The organism is Bradyrhizobium sp. 44 (genome assembly GCF_023073095.1).
Classification (GTDB): domain Bacteria; phylum Pseudomonadota; class Alphaproteobacteria; order Rhizobiales; family Xanthobacteraceae; genus Bradyrhizobium.
In genome coordinates this window covers 362,431-384,120 of sequence record NZ_JADPIY010000004.1, presented here as the reverse complement: position 1 = coordinate 384,120, position 21,690 = coordinate 362,431, and the positions used below count along the sequence as shown (strand labels likewise).

The following is a 21,690-nucleotide window of genomic DNA, read 5'->3' as shown; positions in this document are numbered from 1 at the left end:
TAAAGCAGGGCATGGTTGAGAAGAAGCCTTCACTGGACATCAAATCCCTCGCCCACGACCTCCGCGCCGGCAGCCGCGCGGCGCTGGCGCGGGCCATCACGCTGATCGAGAGCCGGCGCAGCGATCATCAGGCGCTGGCGCGCGAACTGGTGCAGATGCTCTTGCCCGATACCGGCAAGGCGGTCCGCGTCGGCATCACCGGCTCGCCCGGCGTCGGCAAATCCACCACCATCGACGCGCTCGGCACTCATCTGATCGAGCAGGGCCACAAGGTCGCCGTGCTCGCGGTCGATCCGTCCTCGGCGCGCAGCGGCGGCTCGATCCTCGGCGACAAGACCCGGATGGCGCGGCTTTCGGCCTCCGACCACGCCTTCATCCGGCCCTCGCCGTCTTCGGGCACTCTTGGGGGCGTCGCGGCGAAAACGCGCGAGGCGATGCTGCTGTGCGAAGCAGCCGGCTTCGACGTCGTGCTGGTGGAAACGGTCGGCATCGGCCAGTCCGAAACGGCGGTCTGCGACATGACCGATTTCTTCCTCGCCCTGATGCTGCCGGGCGGCGGCGACGAATTGCAGGGCATCAAGAAGGGCCTGGTGGAGCTCGCCGACATGATCGCGATCAACAAGGCCGATGGCGACAATCTCAAGCGCGCCAACATCACCGCCGCCGATTATCGCGGCGCGCTGCATATCCTGACGCCACGCTCCGAGCACTGGCATCCGCCGGTCGAGACCTATTCGGCGCTGACCGGGGACGGCATCGCGAAGATCTGGCAGAAAGTCCTCGATCACCGCAAGGCGATGAATGCATCCGGCGACTTCGCCGCACGGCGGCGTGAGCAGCAGGTGAAATGGATGTGGTCGATGCTGGAGCAACGCATGCTGGCGCGGTTGCGCAGCGAGGCGTCAGTGCGGACCAAGGTCAGGAAGATCGAGACTGAGGTCGCCGACGGCCATCTCACGCCGGCGATCGCCGCCGAGAAGATTTTGGAGCTGCTGCAATGAGCGACAAGCTCCGCATTCTCCTCACCGGCTTCGGCCCGTTTCCCGGCGCGCCCTACAATCCGACCCAGCCACTGGTCGCCCGGCTGGCGCAATTGCGCCGACCCGCACTCGACGATGCCGCGATCTCCAGCCACATCTTCCCGGTCACCTATGCTGCGGTAGACCGGCAATTGCCGGAGGTGCTCGCGAAAGAGAAGCCGGATGCGCTGCTGATGTTCGGCCTCGCCGCACGCACACCCTATCTGCGCATCGAGAGCCGCGCGCGCAACGCCGTCACCATGCTCTGGCCCGATGCCGCCAACACCCGCTCGAGCAAGCGCGGCATCGCCGGCAATGCGGACGCGATAACGTTCGGCCCGCACACCGCAAGGCTGCTGCGCGCCGCGCGCCTCACCGGCATCGACGCGCGCCCCTCGCGCGACGCCGGCGCCTATCTCTGCAATTATCTGAGCTGGCGCGCGATCGAGAACGTCAGGGCCGGCGGGCCGCAGCTTGCGGCGTTCATCCACATTCCCCTGCTCGCGCGCAGCGGCGCCGTGCGCCGCAAGGGCGCGCCGCGGATCACGCTGGAGGAACTGGTCGATGCCGGCGAGGCGATGCTGATGGAGATGGTGCAGTTGGCACGGAAGACTCGGAACACGACTGCGTAAACATTTAACCCTACCGTGAACTATCCTCATGGCCCCAGCCGCGCGGTCCCGTTTTTGCGCTACCTAACCGCTGCGGGCCCCCGCGTCCGCCGGAGGACGCATCCATGGACCTCAATCGCCGCCATCTCATCGGAGCATCGACCGCAGGCATCGCCGGCGCGCTCGCGATGCCAGCCGACGCCGCGCGCGCAGCGCCGCTGACGTCGCTGCTCGGCCGCGATGCCACGCAGTATGGCGTGCGGCCCGGCAGCAGCGAGGATCAGACCCGCGCGCTCCAGCGTGCGATCGACGAGGCCGCGCGGGCGCAGATGCCGCTGGCGCTGCCACCCGGCATCTACCGCACGGGACTGCTGCGTCTGCCAAATGGCGCGCAACTGATCGGCGTGCGCGGCGCGACAAAATTCGTTTTCACCGGCGGGGCGTCAGCGATCCAGAGCGACCGCTCCGATTCGATTGGCCTCACCGGCATCACCTTCGACGGCGGCGGCATTCCGCTGCCGGCACGGCGCGGGCTGATCCATGTCCTCGGCGGGCGCGACGTCCGCATCAGCGATTGCGAGATCACCGGTTCCGGCGGCAGCGGCATCTGGCTCGAGCAGGTCTCCGGCGACATCTCCGGCAACATTTTTGCCAACATCGCGGTGACGGCGGTGGTGTCGTTCGACGCCAGGGGTCTCAGCGTCTCCCGCAACACCATCACCGGCACCAACGACAATGGCATCGAGATCCTGCGCACGGCCATCGGCGACGACGGCACGCTGGTCGCTGATAACCGCATCGAGGACATCAAGGCCGGTCCCGGCGGCTCCGGCCAGTACGGCAACGCCATCAACGCGTTCCGCGCCGGCAACGTCATCGTGCGCGGCAATCGCATCCAAAATTGCGATTACTCCGCCGTGCGCGGCAACTCGGCCTCGAACATCCACATCACCGGCAACAGCGTCAGCGATGTGCGCGAGGTCGCGCTCTATTCGGAATTCGCTTTCGAGGCCGCGGTGATCGCCAACAACATTGTGGACGGCGCCGCGGTCGGCGTCTCCGTCTGCAATTTCAACGAAGGCGGCCGCATCGCCGTGGTCCAGGGCAACATCATCCGCAATTTGATCCCGAAGCGGCCGATCGGCACCGCGCCGGATGACGATGCCGGCATCGGCATCTACATCGAGGCGGATTCATCGGTCACCGGCAACGTGATCGAGAACGCGCCGTCCTACGGCATCGTCGCCGGCTGGGGCAAATATCTCCGCGACGTCGCCATCACGGGCAACGTGATCCGCAAGGCACTGGCAGGCGTCGGCGTGTCCGTCGTGCCCGGCGCCGGCACCGCGCTCGTCAACAACAACATGATCTCGGAAACCCCGCGCGGCGCCGTGGTCGGGCTCGATCACGCGCGCGCCGTAACGTCCGACCTGTCGGCGGACGGCGCTCAGCGGTTTGCGCAATTGGTCGTCGGCGGGAATGCGGTGCGGCGGTAGCTGCGGCTCCTCGCCTCTGGCTCTCGAACGCTAGAACGCGTTCCGCAGCAGCGGGTACTTCGCTTCGAGGCCGTCGAGGCTGAAGGTGAACTCAACCAGACGTTCGGGGGCTGCGACAATTTCGGCTGCCGGCGGAGAGAACTGCGGCAGAAGCGCCGCCATCGCAGCCAGCGCCTTGGGCGCTGCCGGCACCTTGGGCCCCGTCATCGTGACGGGCGCGCTGGGCGGCGCCATGGCAGCCGGCACTCTGAGCGGTGCCATCGGGGCAGGCGCGGCGACCGGCGCGGTCGGGGCTTCGGTGATTTCGGCGAGAACGCCCGGCTTCGGATCGAGCCTGACCGGGACGGCGGTCTCCGGAGCGATGTGCACGGCCTTCGGTTGCACGGTCTGCGCCTGGGGCTCGCGCGGAAACATGCGGGGCATTGTCGCCGGCGACCAGCCGAATGCGGGCGACACGCTCGCGGCCGCCGTGGCGACATCAGCGCCGGTGGCAAGCGCGCGCCAGGTCTGGACGGCGAGCTTCGCTTCCTGAATGTTTTCGAGAAATGCGATCTCGGAATGATAGCGGCGCCAGCGCCCGGTCTCGAACATCTCGGAGAGATGCACCAGCCGCTGCTCGGCGAGAGCGCACCAGCGTGCCGCAACGTCGCGGCCAATAGCAACGTCGCGAATAGCCTCTTGGCGATGTGTCATAAATCAGCCCGTCAGGAGAAAATACGGACGCGACGCAACGCACACGAATCAATTTAGACGCGACGTGAATATTTTGTGGAAAAGTTTTGACTTGTCCAGCAACGACGATGTTTTCGTCGCCAAACTCCGTAGTCGTGCGGAGATTCAAGGGGTTTTGGAGTCAAGCTTCGCACAAGCATAGCGCGCTTGCGGCGTGCCGGCGGAGCGGTAGCGTTGAGTGAGCTACGACCTCTCAACCGGAAGCTGATCTCGCGTGGGGCTTCGAGGAATTGGACGTCCAAAAAGAAAAGACCCGTCCGGGGGGACAACCGGACGGGTCGAGCCATATGGGCGCTTGGGGTGGATGGGCGCTCGCGCCTAATATGACTTATGGGGAGGGATAACCGCTCCCACATAATTTGGTCGTGGCAGCGGGCCGAACGTTCAACGCGGCGTTTGATTTTTCGACCTTCGCGCCGCGCGCAAAGTTGTCGCAGCCGCTATCGCGTCGTCGGCTTATCCGCTTGAGAAACCGTGGCTTTATCCTCGGTGCTCGACAACGAAGGTTGCTCTAATGCGCGGATGCCAGGCCCGTCGCGACGCTTCTCGATATCTTCACGTTTTGTTGTACCGGACGCAGCCGCGACCGGCGCCGCGCCGGCGGCGGGAACGGCCATGACCGCGGCAAACGCGTCGGCCTCGCCATCGCCGAACAGATCGTCACGCCCGGGTGAACCGAGGTCGCGCGCCGTCTTCGCCAGCGTCGTGCGCAGCGCTTCCGGCTTCAAGGCGTAGTTGCGCTCGAGCAGCAGCGCCGCGACGCCGGAGACATAGGCAGCCGAGAACGAGGTGCCCGACGTCATCTGGTATTTGCCGTCAGGCGCCGGCAGGAAGATATCGACGCCGGGGGCCGCGACCGCGATGTAGTTGCCGCGGTTGGAGGCGGTGAACAGCCTGTCCTGCTGGTCGGTCGCACTCACCGCGATCACGTTGGGATTGGCGGCCGGATAGAGTGGCGGCGACTTCGCGCCAGCATTGCCGGCGGCCGCGATCAGCACCAGGCCACGCGCGGCGGTCGCCGCGATGGCCCGCTCGATCACCGCGTCTTTGGGACCGGCAAAGCTCATGTTGACGATCTGGGCGCCATGCTCGGCGGCATAGTTCAGCGAGCGCAGGATGATGTAGGACGAGCTCTCGGCCCCGCCGGTGGTGCCGCCGAAGGCGCGGATGGCGATGAGGCGCGCCTCGGGCGCGCTGCCCATCAGCTTGGCATGCGCCACGATGGCGCCGGCAATGCCGGTGCCGTGAATGTGCGGGCCATCGGCGCTGCCAAGCGCATCGAAATTGTCGGCAATGGAATTGGCAAGTTCCGGATGTTGGACGTCGATGCCGGAGTCGATCACGGCGACCGTCACATTGGCGCCATGCGCGAGAGTATGTGCCTGCGGCAGGCGGAGCTTAGCCAGCGCATATTGCGCGGGATCTCCCTCGATCGGCACCGACGATTTCTGGTCCTGGAGCAGGTAGCGGAAGTTCGGCTGGACCGAACGCACGCTGCCGTCGGCCGCGAATTCACGCCGCACCGTCGCGGAGGGCCGGCCGTCGGTGATGCGGAACAGTCCGAACGTCGCCCCGATCAGCGGAAAATTCTCGGAGGACACGCGCGTCAGGCCATGGCGGCGCGCAAGCTCGTCGGCTTGGCTCAACGACAGCCCGCCGTCGATCTCGGCGACGAATTCGCCGGCGAAGGTGCGCAAATCCGCGGCGACGGGCGTGTTGTTGCCGCGCCCCTTTCCGGCGGTCTTCTTGCCCGATTTGCCCGAGCCATCGCCGCTTGCGTTCTGCTGCGCCAGGCATTCGCCAACGGCGTCGCGATCGGGCGCGGTACAGGCGGGATAGAGGTTCGGGGAGTAGCGCGCATAAGGCAGCACCGGCGTCGGCCCCATCCGCGCCGAAATCCTCGTCGTCACAATCGGACCGGGACCGCGGCCGACGGCCACCGCTCTGGCGGCAACACCGGGACTGACGCGTGCGGCGATGCCAGGAGAAATCGTCGGCATTCGGGAGGGGACGCTGATCGTCGGCGTGCGCATGATCGCCTGCGCCTGCGCAACCTCGACGCCGAGACAGGCGGCGAGCAGAAGCGCGGCTGCGACCGACGAAGCGCAGGCCCCCGCTCTTACTCTACTTTCAAACTTGCGCGTCATTGGTTTGGAAGCGCCTTACGGCGCTGCGACGGCGAGGTTGACGAACTTCTCGCGCTGCATCTTGCCAAGCAGCGAGGTGAGTTCGTCACGGCTCATCGCCTTGTCGAACTGGAGGCGGAACATACCGCCCTTGGCATCACCGATGATCGAAGCCTGGTAGGCGTCGAGCAATGCCGTGATATCGGCGACGCGCGCCTCGGGCGTGAAGCGTACCAGCGCGCGCGCTGGCGGGACGGTCGTGCCGAGGTCGCGGGTGATCGGAGCGCTGGTCGAGAGCGAAGCAGTCTGGAAGGTCGCAGTCTGGGTCTTCGTCAACACGGCGCCGATGATTCCGGCCTGCAGCACGAGCGCGATGGCGCCAAGGCTCGCCGACCAGGCCAGAGTGCGCGGCGACAGGCTCGCAAAGAAGGTGGCGATGCGCGCCGACAGCGGCAGCGACCCGGCCGCACGCGCAGGCTCAGCGTCGATCGCGGCGAACAGCTTCTGCATCGCACGCGCCGACGGAGCCCCCAGGCTCTCGTTCAGATGGATGGTCTCTTCATACTCGCCGCGGATCGCGGCATATTGCTTCGCGAGCTCGGGATCGCGCGCCAGCGCCTCGTCGACGCGGCGCGCATCGCGCGGGTTCAGCGTGCCGGCGGCGTGCCACGGCAGCAGCAGTTCAATTTCACCGGGCTCTTGCTCCAGCATCTTCTTGCTCAAAGCCATCATGGCCAGCCTCGCTCAATGCCGGCTGCTTTCAGCAGTTCGGCCAATTTCTTGCGCGCATAGAACAAGCGCGTCTTCACAGTGTTCTCCGGGATGCCAACGATTTCGGCCACTTCTTCCACGGATTTCTCGTGGTAGTAGACGAGATCGACGATCTCCCGATGGTCCGGCGAGAGGCCCGTCAGACACTCCCGCAACGCTTCACTGGTATCCTTCTTCTGCACCGCCGTTTCCGGATTGTCGGACGTATCCTCGATCGCGTTCGCGGCGTCGTCGTCCAACTCAAAATCCTTCCTGCGCCGAAGCGCAGACAGGGCCTTGAATCGGGTAATGGCCAGCAGCCAGGTGGAAACGGCGGATCGGCCCTCGAATTTGCCGGCTTGACGCCAGACGTCGAGAAACACCTCGCTGATGAGGTCTTCCGCCGCCTGCTCGTCCCGCACGAGCCGGAGGCCGAACCGATACACCCTGACATGGTGCCGCCCGTACAGCACCTGCATGGCGAGCCGGTCACCTTGAGCGATCCTGGCGATCAGGATCTCGTCCGAAGCCGCTTGTGTCACGCTCAAAGACCGTCTCGCAAGGTTGGTCGGGTCGATGCGGCAGACGGTTCGACGGGAGGGGTAAAATTGTTCAGCCTACCGCAGTCATACGGGAGGCTGTGTGATCTACCCCACATACGCGAAATTTCCTGTTGCCACCCGCGGCTGGGCGCCTCGCTCAAGAATGGTAACATAGTAATGAAGCACTTTCCTGAGCAATGCCGTCCCAGTAGAGACGGCCCGACGTGCATGGAACCTTAGCAGCCTAGCACGACATATGTCTTCCGAAGCCCTGCTTTGGCTCGACCCGTCGCACACGATGCCTAATCGCCGGCAAATTCCTGGAGCGATCGACGTCCCCTGCTGCCGCGTTGCACAGCGTGGATTCGGTTTCGAAGGATACCAAACCTAAAGGCTTGCGACGTAGATTTTTGAGCTGACATCCACCACTGGCGGGACCATGAGCACGGCTGCGACGTCCTTTCCCGAGAGGAATGCCGCTGAGGCCGCGGATCTCGCCTTGACGACCGAGGCAGCGGCACCCGAGGTCCTGGCACGCCGGATCCGGCAGCGGCGCCAGATGTATGTCGGCCAGGTGGCGAGCTATTCGCTCGGCGCCTCCGTCCTGCTGCTCTACGCCTTTGACGGCGTGATCTCCATGGGCGTTCCGTCGCTGTTCTGGCTCAGCGGCCTGCTGATCATCGGTACCTTCACCGTGCTATCGGAAGCGGGCTTCGGCGACCGGTTCGAGGATCATTACCTCACCGTCTTCCAGATCTCGGCGCATATGACGCTGCAGCTGCTGTTCCTGCTCGCGGTGCCGACGGTCGGAGTCGCGTTCCTGGCCGTGCTGTTTCTGATCTTCGCCTTCGGCACGCTTCGTATGACATCGAGCCAGGCAATGCTCACCTGGGGTCTCACCACTTGCGGGCTCGCCTTGGTCTTCCTCGCCTCGGACTTGCCAATCGGACTGCCGGTTACGACCCAGCTGCAACGGGCGGCATCGATGCTGTGCTTCGTGCTGGTGATCGGCCAGTGCGCCTTCCTCGGCCTGTTCGGCGCCACGTTGCGCAAGATCCTGTACCGGCGCAGCATCGAGCTGAAGGCCGCCTATCGGCGCATCGAGGAACTGGCGGAGCTCGACGAGCTCACCGGCTCCTACAACCGCCGCTGTATCATGCGGCTTCTCGACGCCGAGATCGAAAAATCGCGGCAGACGTCGACCCCTTGCGCGATCGCGCTGATCGATCTCGACTGGTTCAAGCGGATCAACGACGCCCATGGCCATCCCGTCGGCGACGAGGTGCTGCGCACCTTCGCGATCACCATTTTCGCCAACATCCGCCCGGCCGACTGCTTCGGCCGCTACGGCGGCGAGGAATTCTTGCTGCTGCTGCCAGGGATGGACGGCGATCCGGCGTCACGCATGCTCGATCGGCTGCGCGGCATCGTCGCCGATCTGGACTGGAGCGCATTCTCCCCGGGCATGCGCGTGACCATTTCCGCGGGCGTCGTGACGCTACGCGACAACGATACTGCCGACACGTTTCTCGTGCGCGCCGATAGCGCGCTCTATTCCGCCAAGGCACAGGGGCGCAACCGCATTGCAACGAGCTGACCAATCCATTTTCTCCCGGCGCGACAGAAGCCGCGGCCGGGCCGAACGCTCCAGGACAGGGCAATGAGATCCAAAGCCGTAAAATCATCCGAGAGTCTGCTCGAGGAATTGCAAACTGCGCTCTCGCACGGCACCGTTGCGCACCGGGTCGAGACGTTGCGCCGCGTCACCGATCTGTTCGTGGGCAACGCGGTGGACTATTCCGACGACCACGTCCGCGTGTTCGACGACGTGTTCCAATGCCTGATCGAGCGGATCGAGACGTCCGCCAGGGCGCTGCTCGCCGACCGCCTCGCATCGATCGCGGCTGCGCCGCCGAAGATCATCCGCACGCTCGCGCTCGACGAGGTGATCGAGGTTTCCGGCCCGGTGCTGTCGAAATCCGAACGGCTGGACGAGGCGACCCTGATCGAGATCGCGCGCACCAGGGGCCAGGCCCATCTCAAGGCGATCTCGCTCCGGCGGGTGTTGTCGGAAGCGCTGAGCGACGTGCTGGTGACCCGCGGCAACGAGGACGTGGTGCAATCGACCGTCAGCAATCCGGGCGCGCAACTGTCCGAGGGAAGTCTCGCCGACCTCGTGACCCGCGCCGAACGTGACGACGACCTCGCCAGCTGCATCGGCCTGCGGGCCGACCTGCCCCGCCATCATTATTTGAAGCTGGTCGCGAAGGCCTCCTTGACCGTGCGCCGGAAGCTGGAGGCCGCGCATCCGGAGCTCGCGGACGACGTGTCCAGCGTGGTCCAGGAAGCGGCTCAGCGGATCCGCGCCGCCACCACGACCCGGCAGACCGAGATGGCGCGGGCGCTGGTGAAGTCGCTGCACGAGGACGGCCGCCTGACCGAACTCCAAGTCGCCACCTTCGCAGAGCAGGGCAAGTTCGACGAGACCAATGCGGGGCTCGCGGCGCTTGCGGGCGTCGCAGTCGAGACCGCCGAGACCATGATGATCGAAAGCCGGGTCGAGGGCGTGATGATCCTCGCCAAGGTCGCGGCCATGCAATGGTCGAGCGTCCGCGCCATCATCGCCCTGCGCGAGAAGCTCTCAGGCGGCCCGCAGACCGACATGCTGACGCTGCGCGACGCTTACGAGGCGCTGCGCAGCTCGACCGCGCAGCAGGTGCTGCGCTTCCACCGCATGCAGCAGGGCGCGACGCCGGCGGCGTGAAGCTGGCGAGCTAGTAGCGTAGGACCCTCGCCCCCACCAGCGCGCCAATTGCCGTCACCAACGCGGTGGCGAGCGTGTACCAGGTCGCGACGAACAGCGGCGAGTCATCGGTGCAGTGCGAGGCGTACAGCGTCGCGGCAAGGCCCGCCGACACCAGGCCGGCGAGCGCACCGGCGAGCGCGGGGTGCGACGGCGCACCGTGGCGCAGGCCGAACAGGGCCCCCGCAAGCAGCGGCAGCGACATCGCAGGGATTGCGAACAGGCACACCCTGGAATTCTTGCCCATCAAACGCATCGTCATCGGCATGGCCGGCGCCATCATCGCCTCGCTGCCGATCGCCACCGCGAGCAGCCCGACGGGCAGCAGCAGCAGCCAGCCCCAGCCACGCAGCAAAGCTTCGGGACGCGACAGATGCAGGCTGACGATGATCGCCGGGATCGCGAGCGACAGCGTGACCGCGAACTTCATGTCGAAGAACGGGTTGCGCATCGCGCTCATCACGTCGTGACGCACACCGAGGAAGGTGGCGAAGATCAGGATCGACAGCGGCGCGGCGACCAGCAGCGCCATGGTCAGCACCGCGCCGACGCGCGGCGGGCGATGGGCGTTGTCGGCCGCGAGGGAGCGAATGAGTTGATCGGTATCCATGACTAGTGGTCCCGCAGTTTGGCTGTCAGCGCCGCAAGTCCGCGATGCAGCGCGACCCGCACCGCGCCCTCGCTCATCGAATATTTCGCCGCCGTGTCCTTGATCGAGGTGCTGTCGACCGCGATCGACTGCAACACGTCGCGCTGGCGTTGCGGCAGCGTATTGAGCTGGCTGGCGACCTCGCCGGCCGAGACCGTCTCCTGCGGCGCCTCACCCGGCAGGATCTCGGCGAAATCGTCGATGTTGACGAAGATCCGCCTGCCCCGTCGCCGCAGCATGTCGATCAGCTTGTTGCGGCCGATCGCAAACAGCCACGGGGCGAAGGGAGCTTCGCTGTCCCAGGTGTGCCGCTTCAGATGCACCGCCAACAGAATCTCCTGCACGATATCCTCGGCCTGGTCGGGAGGCTGCCCGGCCCGCGCCAGGCCGCGCCTCGCGGCAGCGCGCAGCACAGGCGTGACCGCCTTCAACAGACGATGATACGCCGCGTCATCGCCTGCCATGGCCGACCGCATCAGGTCGGTCCACTCGTCCTCACGTCCGCGCACGCGCGCCCCTCACCATGCAATTCGGCCGTTCTTTCAGTTTGTTACGCCGGCGGCAGCGTGATCACGAATTCGTGATCATGCTTGGCCACGCAACCGATACGGCCGTCAGGATCTGCGACGGCTCATAACACCGATCGGTCCCGTACGCACCCGCGGCCGGCCGCGACGGCAAGGGTTTGCCGCGCTTTTGCCCGGTGTGGCCCGAAGATTCCCATTTTCTGCCCCGCTGTCGTCACGCGCCAGGGTCTCTGTTCGGTCCGGGACGGGCGGACTTGGGGAGATGTCAACATGATGAAAGCCAGCGGGCGCGCGGCCCTGATTCTCCTGGCCGGGCTTTTCGTGCTGTTCGGGGGCGTTGCACAGGCGGCGCCGAGTTCAGCCGCTAGCAGCAAGTCGGACAATGCGAGCAAACAGGCGGACGAGGTCAAGCCGAGCAAGCAGCGGCGTCACACGTCGCGCCACCGCGACAACGCCAAGACGGCGCAGAAATCCGACGACAAGGCCGACAAGAAGGACGCCGCGGCAACGGCCGACGAGGCGAAGGCCGACACTCGTGAGGTCCCGGCCTCGAGCCAGATGCCGCCGGAAGTCGCCAACGCCAATGCGCAGCTCGCCGCCGCCGATACGCCGACCGCGGCTGCCGCCTCAGCAATGACCGGCCGGGCCAACGACAACGTCCAGGCCGCGGCCAATAATACCGCCGCCCCGAACCCCGATAGCCAGGTCGTCGCACCCGATCAGCTCAACGATGTCGACCGCGCCCTGCAACAGGACAACGCGCCGGCGCAGAAGGCGGCGATTGCCGCAATCGACGCGCAGCCGCGTCCGGCACCGGTGATGGCAAGCAGCCAGCAGAGCTCGGCCTGGGACCAGAGCTCCCTGATCGGAAAGATCTTCATCGGTGTCGGCACGCTGCTGACGCTGGCCTCCGCCGCGCGCATGTTCATGGCGTAACTTTGGCTTGATTACGGCCTGATCGCCGGCCCGCGGGACCTCGTGCGGAACGCGCATCTCGCTGCGTGTTCCGGCCGTTCCTGCTCCGATGGCTTTAGCGCCTCTTGAAGCCCACCGCGCCAGCGGGCACATTGCCCGCTCAACCAAAAGCGTGGGTGGAGCATGAGCACGTTCGAACACATCATCGTCGAAAGCAAAGGCGCGGTCGGCATCATCAAGCTGAATCGGCCGAAGCTGCTCAACGCACTCTCGTTCGGCGTCTTCCGCGAGATCGCCGCGGCCGTCGACGATCTCGAAGCCGATGACGCCATCGGCTGCATCGTCGTGACCGGCAGCGAGAAGGCATTTGCCGCCGGCGCCGACATCAAGGAGATGCAGCCGAAAGGCTTCATCGACATGTTCTCGGAGGATTTTGCCGCGATCGGCGGCGATCGGGTCGCGCGCTGCCGCAAGCCGACGATCGCCGCGGTCGCGGGTTATGCCCTCGGCGGCGGCTGCGAGCTCGCGATGATGTGCGACTTCATCATCGCCGCCGACACCGCCAAATTTGGCCAACCCGAAATCACCCTCGGCACCATCCCCGGCATCGGCGGCACCCAGCGCCTGACCCGTGCGATCGGCAAGTCCAAGGCGATGGACCTTTGCCTCACCGGCCGCATGATGGATGCAGCCGAAGCCGAGCGCAGCGGCCTCGTCAGCCGCATCGTGCCAGCCGACAAGCTGATGGAAGAGGTGATGGCCGCGGCCGAGAAGATCGCCGCGATGTCACGGCCCGCGGTCGCGATGGCCAAGGAAGCGGTCAACCGCGCCTTCGAGACCACGCTCGCCGAGGGCATGAGCGTCGAGCGCAACCTGTTCCACTCGACCTTCGCGCTGGAGGACCGCTCCGAGGGAATGGCGGCGTTCATCGAGAAGCGGAAGCCGGTGAACAAGAACCGGTAAGGAGGCGAGCGGTCAGGCTGGTGTAAGACTCTGCCTTTCCCGCAGAATCCCTGTGATGTAGCTGCAACAAGCACGGAATACATGGGGGTTTCCCCCGCGGCAGTTTGCCTGCGGGACCTCGGCTGGTTAAACAGTTAAGAGAGCCGCCGTCGGCGGGGGCGGACAGCCAGGATTTGCGGATTACATGATTGGGCGTGCCGCCAGAGCTGGTCGCGTGATGGCGCGGCATCGATCGGGCGTGGCTCCTGTGCTCGCGACATGGACCACGCTTGCGCTCTGTTGCGCCCTGCCCTCCGCCGCACGGGCGGAAGCGCTGCCGGAGGCGCTCGCCAAGGCCTACCAGACCAATCCACAGCTCAATGCCGAACGTGCGCGGCAGCGGGCCACCGACGAGAACGTGCCGCAGGCGCTCGCCGGCTACCGGCCACAGATCGTGGCAAGCCTCAGCGCCGGGCTGCAATCGGTGCGCAATCTGCTGCCCGACAACACCATCCAGACCGCCAATCTGAAGCCATGGATCATCGGCGTCACCGTGTCGCAGACCCTGTTCAACGGTTTCCGCACCGCCAACAACGTGCGCGCCGCCGAACTCCAGGTGCAGTCTGGCCGCGAGGCGCTGCGCAACGTCGGCCAAGGCGTGCTGCTCGACGCGGTCACCGCCTACACCAATGTCCTCGCCAACCAGTCGCTGGTCGAGGCGCAGCGCTCCAACGTCGCCTTCCTGCGCGAAACGCTCTCGGTCACCCAGCGGCGCCTCAACGCCGGCGACGTCACGCCGACCGACAGCGCTCAGGCCGAGGCGCGGCTCAACCGCGGACTTTCCGATCTCAACGCCGCCGAAGTCGCGCTGGCGGTGAGCCAGGCGATCTACGCGCAGGTGATCGGCAATGCGCCGTCGCAGCTTCGCGCCGCCGAAGTCGTCGACCGCTATCTGCCGAAGAGCCGCGAAGACGCGCTGACGATGGCGATCCGCCAGCACCCGGCGGTGATGGCGGCGGGCTTCGACGTTGATGTCGCCTCCACCAACATCCGCGTCGCCGAAGGCGCGCTGCTGCCGAGCGCCAGCGTCCAGGGCAGCGCCAGCAAGAGCCGCAACAACGACCCGACGCTCGGCACCTTCGCCGAAGATCAGGCCTCGATCGTCGCGAATGTCACCGTGCCGATCTACGACGGCGGCCAGGCCGCCGCACAGACCCGGCAGGCCAAGGAGATCACGGCGCAGAGCCGGCTCGTGCTCGACCAGGTGCGCAACCAGGCGCGCACGGCGGCGGTCAGCGCGTGGGTTGCCAACGAAGGCGCCAAGATTGCGGTCTCGGCCTCGGAGTCCGAAGTGAAGGCGGCGACCGTCGCGCTCCAGGGCGTGCAGCGCGAGGCCGCGGGTGGACAGCGCACGACGGTGGATGTGCTGAACTCGCAGGCCGATTTGATCCAGGCCAAGGCCCGCCTGATCGGCGCCAATCGCGACCGCGTAATCGCCTCCTACACGCTGCTCAGCGCCGTCGGCCATCTCGACGTCAAGACCTTGAGCCTGAACACGCCGGACTATCTGCCCGAGGTGCACTACCAGCAAGTCCGCGACGCCTGGCACGGTCTGCGCACGCCGTCCGGGCAGTAGCTTCAAATCGTCCGCCTTGGTGCCGATGAAAAGCCGCCGCATCCATCTGATGGGAGCCTCCGGCTCCGGCGTGACGACGATCGGTCGCGCGCTCGCCGGCAGGCTTGCGCTGCCGCATCACGACAGCGATGATTATTTCTGGCTGCCGACGGCGCCGCCCTAGCAGACGACACGCCCTGCCGCCGAGCGTTTGCGCCTGATGCGCGAGATGTTTTTGCCGCGGCTCGATTGGGTGCTGAGCGGAACCGTCACCGGCTGGGGCGACGAGTTCGTCCCATTCTTCGATCTCGTCGTCTTTGTGACGACGCCGCGCGAGCTTCGCTTGCAGCGCCTGCGTGACCGCGAGGCTACGCATTTCGGAGCGGATGCCGTCGCACAGGGCGGCTGGCGTCATGAGGAGGCGGAGTCGTTCGTCGACTGGGCCTCGCACTACGAAGCCGGCGATCGCGACGGCCGCAGTCTCGCAAAAGATGAAGCGTGGCTCGCGAAGCTGCCCTGCCCGGTCGTGCGCGTCGACGGCTCACGCCCGCTTGCGGACCTCGTCGAGCAGCTATGCAGCGAAGCGCAGCGGCTGCCGGGCTGATGTGATACTGTCCCGACGCCACCGCCAAATAACAAAACGGGGAGAGAAACCATGCTCAGCCGACGCAGCGTCCTGCTTGCCTCCCTTGCCGCCGGAGTTGCCATGTCCAACAAAGCCCACGCACGTGCCGCGCAGCCCGCGACGCCAGTCAATTTCGACGTCCCGGCCCATGCCTGCGACTGTCACACCCACATCCATGGCGACGTCGAAAAATTTCCGTTCTTCGCGGGCCGCGTCTACACGCCGGAGCCGGCTTCGCCGGAGGAAATGGCCGCATTGCACAAGGCGCTGCATATCGAGCGCGTTGTGATCGTGACGCCGAGTGTCTACGGCACCGATAACGCCTCCACCCTGTTCGGCATGAAGGCGCGTGGCGCGGCCGCGCGCGGGGTGGCCGTGATTGACGACAAAACGACCGAGGCCCAGCTCGATACCATGCAGGCGGACGGCTTTCGCGGTGTCCGCCTCAATCTCGCGACCGGCGGCGTCAACGACCCCAATGTCGGCCGGCCGCGTTTCACCGCCGCAGTCGAGCGCATGAAGGCGCGCGGCTGGCACGTGCAGCTCTACACCACGCTTCCGATGATCTCGGCGATCAAGGACCTCGTCGAGACGGCGCCAGTACCCGTTGTCTTCGACCATTTCGGCGGCCTCGAGGCCTCGCTTGGGCTGGAGCAGCCGGGATTTTCCGATCTGGTCGCGCTGGTGAAATCCGGCAAGGCCTATGTCAAGATTTCCGGCGCCTATCGCTCCTCGAAGCTCGCGCCCGACTATCAGGACATGGTGCCCTATGCCCGCGCACTGATCGCGGCGAATGCGGACCGCATCGTCTGGGGCACGGACTGGCCGCATCCGGATTCGAGCCGTGTCGAGGGACGCAAAGCCACCGACATCGCGCCGCTCTACCAGATCGACGACGGCCGCCTGCTCAACCAGCTTCCGGTGTGGGCGCCGGATGCGGATGTGCGCAAGAAGATCCTGGTCGACAACCCGGCGCAACTTTACGGATTCTGAGTCGCGCCAAGCGCAATTCGGTTCAACGACCGCGACACGGTTCCACAGTGAGGCGTGGAACTGTTGTCGCGAAGGCACAAACCCGTTGGACTCACACGAACGTGTTTGTGCTCTCGTTCGTTTCTCACCCTTCTGGTTGAGGCGGCGATTCTTTTTCAGGGCTACGCACACGCACAGATTTCATTTGTTCGTGCGGGTGCATGCCTTTATCGCATTATCTTGCCGCGCTTTTTTCCGGCATTGGAATTGGTTTCACCGTCGCCGCCCCCATCGGACCGATGGGCATGCTGTGCATTCAGCGCACATTGGCATCAGGCATGGCCACGGGCCTCGCAACCGGCTTCGGCGCGGCGACCGTGCATCTCACTTACAGCGCCCTCGCGGTTTTGGGCCTGGGCTCGCTTGCACAGCCCTGGGTCGAGGCCAATGCCGCCAGCTTCGGCATCGTCTCGGCGCTCACGCTGCTGTGGTTCGCGATCCGAACCCATCGCAGCTCGGTCGCACTCCAGGCGACCGACGACATCGACAACGTGCATCTGGCGCGCGCCTATCTCAGCGCCATCGCGCTTGGGTTCACCAATCCGCTGACCGTCATCCTGTTTCTGGCCGCGCTGCACGCCTTCTCCATGCAGGCCGCGGCAGCCCCGCTGATCGCCGGTGTCTTCGTCGGTTCCGCGATTTGGTGGACCGTGCTCAGCACGATCGTGGCAACGGCGCGATCACGGCTAACGCCGCGCATGCTGTCGATAAGCAGTCGGTTGGCCAGCCTGATGCTGCTGGGCCTCGGCACCATGATGCTGGTGCGGATCGCGCAGCGGATGCTGTGATCGGCGGCGTCAGCGTGCGCGGCGGGAGAAGAAGGAGATCAACACCGGCAGCGTCACCAGGATCACGATCGGGGCGAGCATCATGCCTGTCACGACGACGACCGCGAGCGGCTTCTGCACCTGCGAGCCGATGCCTTCCGACAGCGCGGCCGGCAACAGGCCGATGCCGGCGACGACGCAGGTCATCAGCACCGGCCGAAGCTGCAATTCGCCGGTGCGTATCACCGCGCTCATGCGGTCCATGCCCTCTTCGATGAGCTGGTTGAACTGCGACAGGATGATGATGCCGTCCATCACGGCGATACCGAACAGCGCGATGAAGCCGATCGCCGCCGAGACACTGAAGGCGGTGCCGGTGATCAAGAGACCGAGCACGCCGCCAAAGATCGCCATCGGGATCACGCTCATGGCGAGCAGCGTGTCGGTCATCGAGCCGAAATTGAACCAGAGCAGGACACCGATCAGCGCCAGCGAGATCGGCACCACGATCGACAATCGTCGGATCGCGTCCTGGAGATTGCCGAATTCGCCGACCCAATCCATGTGCGCGCCGGGCGGCAGTTGCACCTGATCCGCAATCTTCTGCTGCGCCTCGCGGATGGCGCTGCCGAGGTCGCGCTCACGCACCGAGAACTTGATCGGCAGATAGCGTTCCTGCTGCTCGCGATAAATGTAGGCCGCACCCGAGACGAGGCTGATGCTGGCGACCTCGCTCAGGGGGATCTGCGTGACGGTGCCGTTCGGTCCGGGCGCGCCGATCCGCAAATTCTGGATCGCCTCGGCGCTCCTGCGGAATTCCGGCGCGAGACGAACGATGATCGGAAAGTGGCGGTCGCTTCCCGCCTCGTAGATGTCTCCGGCGGTGTCGCCGCCGATCGCGACCTTGATGGTGGCGTTGATGTCACCCGGCGCGAGGCCGTAGCGCGCGGCCTTGGCACGGTTGATGTCGATCTGGATGGTCGGCTGCCCGAGTGAGGTGAACACCGCAAGATCGGTGACGCCCTGCACGGTTGACAGCACCGACTTGATCTTGTTGGCGGTGTCGGTCAGCGCCTGGAGGTCGCTGCCGAACAGCTTGATCGAGTTCTCGCCCTTCACGCCGGAGACGGCTTCGGAGACGTTGTCCTGGAGATATTGCGAGAAGTTGAACTCGACGCCGGGGAAGCGATCGTCAAGCTGCTTGAGCAGTTGCGCCGTCAGCTCTTCCTTGTCGCGGGTGCCGGGCCATTGGCTGGCGGGCTTGAGCGGCGCGAAGAACTCGGCGTTGAAGAAGCCGGCCGCGTCGGTGCCGTCATCGGGGCGGCCGTGCTGCGACACCACGGATTCCACTTCAGGCCGCGCGCGGATCACCTTGCGCATCTCGTTGACGTAGGAGTTGCCTTCCTGAAGCGAGATGGTCGGCGGCAGCGTGGCGCGGATCCAGAGATTGCCCTCCTCCAGCTTCGGCAGGAATTCGAGGCCAAGCAACCGGCTGAGCCCAACCGTCATCAGCACGAGGCCGAACGCACCACCGAGCATGAAGCCGCGGTTGGCGACCGCCCAATGCAGCACCGGCATGTAGATCCGATGCAGGATCAGCATCACCTTGGTCTCGGTCTCCCTGACATGCGCGGGCAGGATGATCGCGGACAGCGCCGGGGTGACGGTGAAGGTCGCAAGCAGTCCACCGGCCAGCGCGTAGGCATAGGTGCGCGCCATCGGTCCGAAGATGTTGCCCTCGACGCCGGAGAGCGTGAACAGCGGCAGGAAGGCCGCGATGATGATCGCCGCGGCGAAGAAGATCGAACGGGAGACATCGGCCGCCGCGCTTAGGATGGCGTGGCTTTTCATGCCGAACAGCGTCTCGGACGACATCTGCTCGGATTCCGACATCGGCGTCGTCTGCGTCAGGCGCCGGAAGATCGCCTCCACCATGATGACGGTGGCATCGACGATCAGGCCGAAATCGATCGCACCGACCGACAGCAGGTTCGCCGATTCCCCGCGCAGCACCAGGATGATCACCGCGAAGAACAACGCGAACGGAATGGTGGCGCCGACGATCAGCGCACTGCGGAGATCGCCGAGAAAGATCCACTGCAGCAGCACGATCAGCAGAATGCCGACCACCATGTTGTGCAGCACGGTGTGGGTGGTGAGCTCAATCAGGTCGCCGCGGTCGTAGATGCGTTCGATGCGCACGCCGGGCGGCAGGATGCTGGACTCGTTGATGGTTTGAACGAGCTGGTGGACGCGCTTGATGGTTGGCGAGCTCTGCTCGCCGCGGCGCATCAGGACGATGCCCTGCACAATGTCGTCCGCCTCGTCGAGGCCGGCAATGCCGAGACGTGGCTTCTGGCCGACGGTGACGGTGGCGACGTCCTTGACCAGCACCGGATTGCCGTTGGTCTGCGAGATCATGGTGTTGGCGAGGTCGTCGATCGAGCGGATCAGGCCGACGCCGCGCACCACGGCCGATTGCTGACCGATATTGACGGTGTTGCCGCCGACATTGACGTTGGAATTGCCGACCGCCTGGAGCAATTGCGGCAGCGTCAGGCCGTTGGCGACCAGCTTGTTGAAGTCGACCTGGAGCTCGTAGGTCTTGCTCTTGCCACCCCAGCCGGTGACGTCGATCACGCCGGGCACGGCACGGAAGCGCCGCTGGAGAATCCAATCCTGGATGGTCTTGAGGTCGAGCACGCTGTAGTTCGGCGGACCGACGAGACGGTAGCGGAAAATTTCGCCGATCGGGCTAAGCGGCGAGATCTGCGGCTGCACGTTGCCGGGCAGCGGCGCGAGCTGCGCCAGGCGGTTCAAGACCTGCTGCAACGCCTCGTCATAGGTGTAGGCGAAAGAGAACTGCAGTTTGACGTCGGAGAGGCCGTAGAGCGAGATGGTGCGAATGGTCGTCACGTTCTTCAGACCCGCGACCTGGGTCTCGATCGGAATCGTGATGTAGCGCTCGATCTCCTCCGCCGACAGCCCCGGGCTCTGCGTCACGATGTCGACCATCGGCGGAGTCGGATCGGGATAAGCCTCGATGTTGAGCTGGTTGAACGCGATCAGGCCGCCGATAAGCACGGCGACGAACATCCCGACCATCAGGAAGCGCCGGTTGACGGCAAGGGCGACGAGGCGATCCATTCAGGTCTTCAGCTTGTCTTTTTCCCGGCCCGTCGATCAGCTGCCGGACGCCGCGCGGTCGATGAACAGGCTGCCTTTGGTGACCACCTGCTCGCCGGGCTTCAGATTGCTGGTGACCTCGACAAGATTGCCATTGATGAGACCGATCTTGATCTCGCGCAGCTCGACCGACTTGTCCTCGCGTGCCACCCAGAGGCGGACCTTGTCGGCTTCGTAGATCAAGGCCTGCTTCGGTACAGCCGGCGCGGCGCGATCGCCGGACGAATAGATCGTGACGTTGGCGAACATCTCCGGCTTCAGCAGACCGTCCTTGTTGTCGATGGTGGCGCGGACCAGCAGGCGGCGGGTGTTCGGATCGATCGCGGCGGCGACGTAGTTGACCTTGGCGGTCAAGGGACGGCCCGGCAGCGCCATCACGTTGACGGTGATGTCCTGCCCGATGCACACGGCAGCCGCATCGCTCTCGCGCACGAAGGCGGTGAGCCAGACCGTGGAGAGGTCGCCGACGACGAAGACCGGATCGCTGGCGCCCGAATTGACGTACTGGCCGGGGCCGATCTTACGCTGCACGACCGTGCCCGCGATCGGCGAATAGATCGTGACTTCCGGATTGATGACGCCCTTGTCTTGGAACACCTTAATGGTCTCGTCGGTGAAGCCGAGGATACGCAGCTTGTTGCGCGCGGCTTCCAGCGCCGTCGCCGATGAGCGCATGTCGTTCTGCGCCTGAACCTGGGTCGCTTCCGCCTGCTGGTAGTCCTTCAGGGGGATGGCATGGCCCTCGTAGAGGTCCTTGGCGCGCTTGAACTGGATGTCGGCAAGATCGATCGCCGACTTCGCCTTGTTCTGCGAGCTCATCGCCGCAATGAAATCGTTCTGGGCCTGCACGGTGTCGGCGGCCTCGATCGTGAACAGCGGTTGACCTTGCTTCAGCACCTCGCCGGGCTTGGCGAGCAGCTTGGTCACCCGGCCCGCATAGGGCGAGAACACCGGCGTCGAACGGTCCTCGTCGACTGCGACCTTGCCCTCGGTGACATACTCGGCGCGGAAGGTCTTGGCCTTGACCGGCTCGATCGTCAGCGTCGCCCATTCCGACGGCGTCGGCGTGAAGTTCTGCGCATTCCTGCGCGACTGGCTGGAGATCTCGGAGTGGTTCTTCTCCTTCGCTCCCGCATGGAGGAAGCCGTAAGCCCCGGCACCGGCAAGAGCTAGTAAAACTACGGATGTAATTACCCGTTGTTTTGTAAGCACCTGCAATCGCTTGGTATTTTCAACTACCATGGGGCCCGGTCATGTCTGCGATGATACCAGCGGATGCCGGCGTCATCGGTCGCGCTAATAGTGCCGAATTGTGATTTCAAACAACCTAAAAAACGCCGCGCGCCTTTCGGT

The 21,690-nt window shown here is 65.3% G+C and carries 18 protein-coding genes and 1 pseudogene; 11 read left to right on the top strand and 8 right to left on the bottom strand.

Annotated features, from left to right (window positions below; all coding sequences use genetic code 11):
* Positions 1 to 11 precede the first annotated feature (11 nt).
* The 3 genes from meaB (at position 12) to IVB41_RS01720 (ending at position 3,126) form a co-directional block, all read left to right on the top strand.
* Positions 12 to 1,001 carry a methylmalonyl Co-A mutase-associated GTPase MeaB gene (gene meaB / locus IVB41_RS01730; protein WP_247426109.1) on the top strand — a complete coding sequence of 330 codons (990 nt, stop codon included), beginning with the start codon at positions 12 to 14 and terminating at the stop codon, positions 999 to 1,001.
* On the top strand, positions 998 to 1,651 hold the full coding sequence (locus tag IVB41_RS01725; RefSeq protein ID WP_247426108.1) for a pyroglutamyl-peptidase I: 654 nt from the start codon (positions 998 to 1,000) through the stop codon (positions 1,649 to 1,651). Before meaB ends, IVB41_RS01725 begins: the two co-directional genes overlap by 4 nt.
* A gap of 104 nt (positions 1,652 to 1,755) precedes the next feature.
* Positions 1,756 to 3,126 carry a TIGR03808 family TAT-translocated repetitive protein gene (locus IVB41_RS01720; protein ID WP_247426106.1) on the top strand — a complete coding sequence of 457 codons (1,371 nt, stop codon included), beginning with the start codon at positions 1,756 to 1,758 and terminating at the stop codon, positions 3,124 to 3,126.
* A 30-nt stretch (positions 3,127 to 3,156) separates the two neighbouring features.
* Here IVB41_RS01720 and IVB41_RS01715 read toward each other — a convergent pair whose 3' ends face one another.
* The 4 genes from IVB41_RS01715 to IVB41_RS01700 form a co-directional block, all read right to left on the bottom strand.
* Positions 3,157 to 3,819, bottom strand: coding sequence for a TIGR03809 family protein (locus IVB41_RS01715; protein WP_247426104.1), 663 nt, complete (start codon positions 3,817 to 3,819; stop codon positions 3,157 to 3,159).
* A 479-nt stretch (positions 3,820 to 4,298) separates the two neighbouring features.
* Positions 4,299 to 6,005: a S8 family serine peptidase gene (locus IVB41_RS01710; RefSeq protein ID WP_247426102.1), complete on the bottom strand. Its 1,707-nt coding sequence runs from the start codon at positions 6,003 to 6,005 to the stop codon at positions 4,299 to 4,301.
* Positions 6,006 to 6,020: 15 nt separating this feature from the next.
* Positions 6,021 to 6,716, bottom strand: coding sequence for a hypothetical protein (locus IVB41_RS01705; RefSeq protein ID WP_247426099.1), 696 nt, complete (start codon positions 6,714 to 6,716; stop codon positions 6,021 to 6,023).
* A complete protein-coding gene (locus IVB41_RS01700) occupies positions 6,713 to 7,282 on the bottom strand; it encodes a sigma-70 family RNA polymerase sigma factor (RefSeq protein WP_007593582.1) in 570 nt (189 codons plus the stop codon). Before IVB41_RS01700 ends, IVB41_RS01705 begins: the two co-directional genes overlap by 4 nt.
* 433 nt (positions 7,283 to 7,715) lie before the next feature.
* Between IVB41_RS01700 and IVB41_RS01695 the strand changes: the two genes are divergently transcribed.
* The gene (locus tag IVB41_RS01695; RefSeq protein WP_247426097.1) at positions 7,716 to 8,873 is read left to right on the top strand and encodes a GGDEF domain-containing protein; all 1,158 of its coding nucleotides are present in this window, start codon (positions 7,716 to 7,718) and stop codon (positions 8,871 to 8,873) included.
* Positions 8,874 to 8,936: 63 nt separating this feature from the next.
* Complete coding sequence (locus IVB41_RS01690) at positions 8,937 to 10,040, top strand: DUF2336 domain-containing protein (RefSeq protein WP_247426095.1); 1,104 nt, start codon at positions 8,937 to 8,939, stop codon at positions 10,038 to 10,040.
* A gap of 10 nt (positions 10,041 to 10,050) precedes the next feature.
* On the opposite strand, the gene IVB41_RS01685 is transcribed toward IVB41_RS01690, so the two are convergent.
* A complete protein-coding gene (locus IVB41_RS01685) occupies positions 10,051 to 10,689 on the bottom strand; it encodes an NrsF family protein (protein ID WP_027516884.1) in 639 nt (212 codons plus the stop codon).
* 2 nt (positions 10,690 to 10,691) lie between these two features.
* A complete protein-coding gene (locus IVB41_RS01680; protein ID WP_027569038.1) occupies positions 10,692 to 11,237 on the bottom strand; it encodes a sigma-70 family RNA polymerase sigma factor in 546 nt (181 codons plus the stop codon).
* A gap of 288 nt (positions 11,238 to 11,525) precedes the next feature.
* Here IVB41_RS01680 and IVB41_RS01675 point away from each other — a divergent pair, with 288 nt between their 5' ends.
* From IVB41_RS01675 to IVB41_RS01645, 6 genes and pseudogenes are all read left to right on the top strand, one after another.
* On the top strand, positions 11,526 to 12,191 hold the full coding sequence (locus IVB41_RS01675; RefSeq protein WP_247426093.1) for a hypothetical protein: 666 nt from the start codon (positions 11,526 to 11,528) through the stop codon (positions 12,189 to 12,191).
* A 162-nt stretch (positions 12,192 to 12,353) separates the two neighbouring features.
* Complete coding sequence (locus IVB41_RS01670) at positions 12,354 to 13,133, top strand: enoyl-CoA hydratase (RefSeq protein WP_027516881.1); 780 nt, start codon at positions 12,354 to 12,356, stop codon at positions 13,131 to 13,133.
* Between the two features lie 184 nt (positions 13,134 to 13,317).
* Entirely contained in the window at positions 13,318 to 14,748 is a 1,431-nt protein-coding gene (locus IVB41_RS01665; protein WP_027569036.1) for a TolC family outer membrane protein, read from the top strand.
* Positions 14,749 to 14,773: 25 nt separating this feature from the next.
* Positions 14,774 to 15,331 (top strand): annotated as a pseudogene (locus IVB41_RS01655) (hypothetical protein).
* A 51-nt stretch (positions 15,332 to 15,382) separates the two neighbouring features.
* On the top strand, positions 15,383 to 16,345 hold the full coding sequence (locus tag IVB41_RS01650; RefSeq protein WP_247426087.1) for an amidohydrolase family protein: 963 nt from the start codon (positions 15,383 to 15,385) through the stop codon (positions 16,343 to 16,345).
* Between the two features lie 200 nt (positions 16,346 to 16,545).
* Entirely contained in the window at positions 16,546 to 17,172 is a 627-nt protein-coding gene (locus tag IVB41_RS01645) for a LysE family translocator (RefSeq protein ID WP_247426085.1), read from the top strand.
* Between the two features lie 9 nt (positions 17,173 to 17,181).
* On the opposite strand, the gene IVB41_RS01640 is transcribed toward IVB41_RS01645, so the two are convergent.
* Together IVB41_RS01640 and IVB41_RS01635 are read right to left on the bottom strand one after the other, a co-directional pair.
* A complete protein-coding gene (locus IVB41_RS01640; RefSeq protein ID WP_247426083.1) occupies positions 17,182 to 20,298 on the bottom strand; it encodes an efflux RND transporter permease subunit in 3,117 nt (1,038 codons plus the stop codon).
* Positions 20,299 to 20,334: 36 nt separating this feature from the next.
* Positions 20,335 to 21,579, bottom strand: a complete 1,245-nt coding sequence (locus IVB41_RS01635; RefSeq protein ID WP_247426074.1) for an efflux RND transporter periplasmic adaptor subunit — start codon at positions 21,577 to 21,579, stop codon at positions 20,335 to 20,337.
* Positions 21,580 to 21,690 lie beyond the last annotated feature (111 nt).

Excerpts from the sequence above, each read along its gene's own strand:
- IVB41_RS01710 (WP_247426102.1), bottom strand. The coding sequence starts at position 6,005 with ATGACGCGCAAGTTTGAAAGTAGAGTAAGAGCGGGGGCCTGCGCTTCG.
- IVB41_RS01645 (WP_247426085.1), top strand. The coding sequence starts at position 16,546 with ATGCCTTTATCGCATTATCTTGCCGCGCTTTTTTCCGGCATTGGAATT.
- IVB41_RS01650 (WP_247426087.1), top strand. The coding sequence starts at position 15,383 with ATGCTCAGCCGACGCAGCGTCCTGCTTGCCTCCCTTGCCGCCGGAGTT.
- IVB41_RS01725 (WP_247426108.1), top strand. The coding sequence starts at position 998 with ATGAGCGACAAGCTCCGCATTCTCCTCACCGGCTTCGGCCCGTTTCCC.
- IVB41_RS01715 (WP_247426104.1), bottom strand. The coding sequence starts at position 3,819 with ATGACACATCGCCAAGAGGCTATTCGCGACGTTGCTATTGGCCGCGAC.
- IVB41_RS01690 (WP_247426095.1), top strand. The coding sequence starts at position 8,937 with ATGAGATCCAAAGCCGTAAAATCATCCGAGAGTCTGCTCGAGGAATTG.
- IVB41_RS01720 (WP_247426106.1), top strand. The coding sequence starts at position 1,756 with ATGGACCTCAATCGCCGCCATCTCATCGGAGCATCGACCGCAGGCATC.
- IVB41_RS01640 (WP_247426083.1), bottom strand. The coding sequence starts at position 20,298 with ATGGATCGCCTCGTCGCCCTTGCCGTCAACCGGCGCTTCCTGATGGTC.
- IVB41_RS01635 (WP_247426074.1), bottom strand. The coding sequence starts at position 21,579 with ATGGTAGTTGAAAATACCAAGCGATTGCAGGTGCTTACAAAACAACGG.
- IVB41_RS01705 (WP_247426099.1), bottom strand. The coding sequence starts at position 6,716 with ATGATGGCTTTGAGCAAGAAGATGCTGGAGCAAGAGCCCGGTGAAATT.
- IVB41_RS01670 (WP_027516881.1), top strand. The coding sequence starts at position 12,354 with ATGAGCACGTTCGAACACATCATCGTCGAAAGCAAAGGCGCGGTCGGC.
- IVB41_RS01675 (WP_247426093.1), top strand. The coding sequence starts at position 11,526 with ATGATGAAAGCCAGCGGGCGCGCGGCCCTGATTCTCCTGGCCGGGCTT.
- IVB41_RS01685 (WP_027516884.1), bottom strand. The coding sequence starts at position 10,689 with ATGGATACCGATCAACTCATTCGCTCCCTCGCGGCCGACAACGCCCAT.
- meaB (WP_247426109.1), top strand. The coding sequence starts at position 12 with ATGGTTGAGAAGAAGCCTTCACTGGACATCAAATCCCTCGCCCACGAC.
- IVB41_RS01665 (WP_027569036.1), top strand. The coding sequence starts at position 13,318 with ATGATTGGGCGTGCCGCCAGAGCTGGTCGCGTGATGGCGCGGCATCGA.
- IVB41_RS01695 (WP_247426097.1), top strand. The coding sequence starts at position 7,716 with ATGAGCACGGCTGCGACGTCCTTTCCCGAGAGGAATGCCGCTGAGGCC.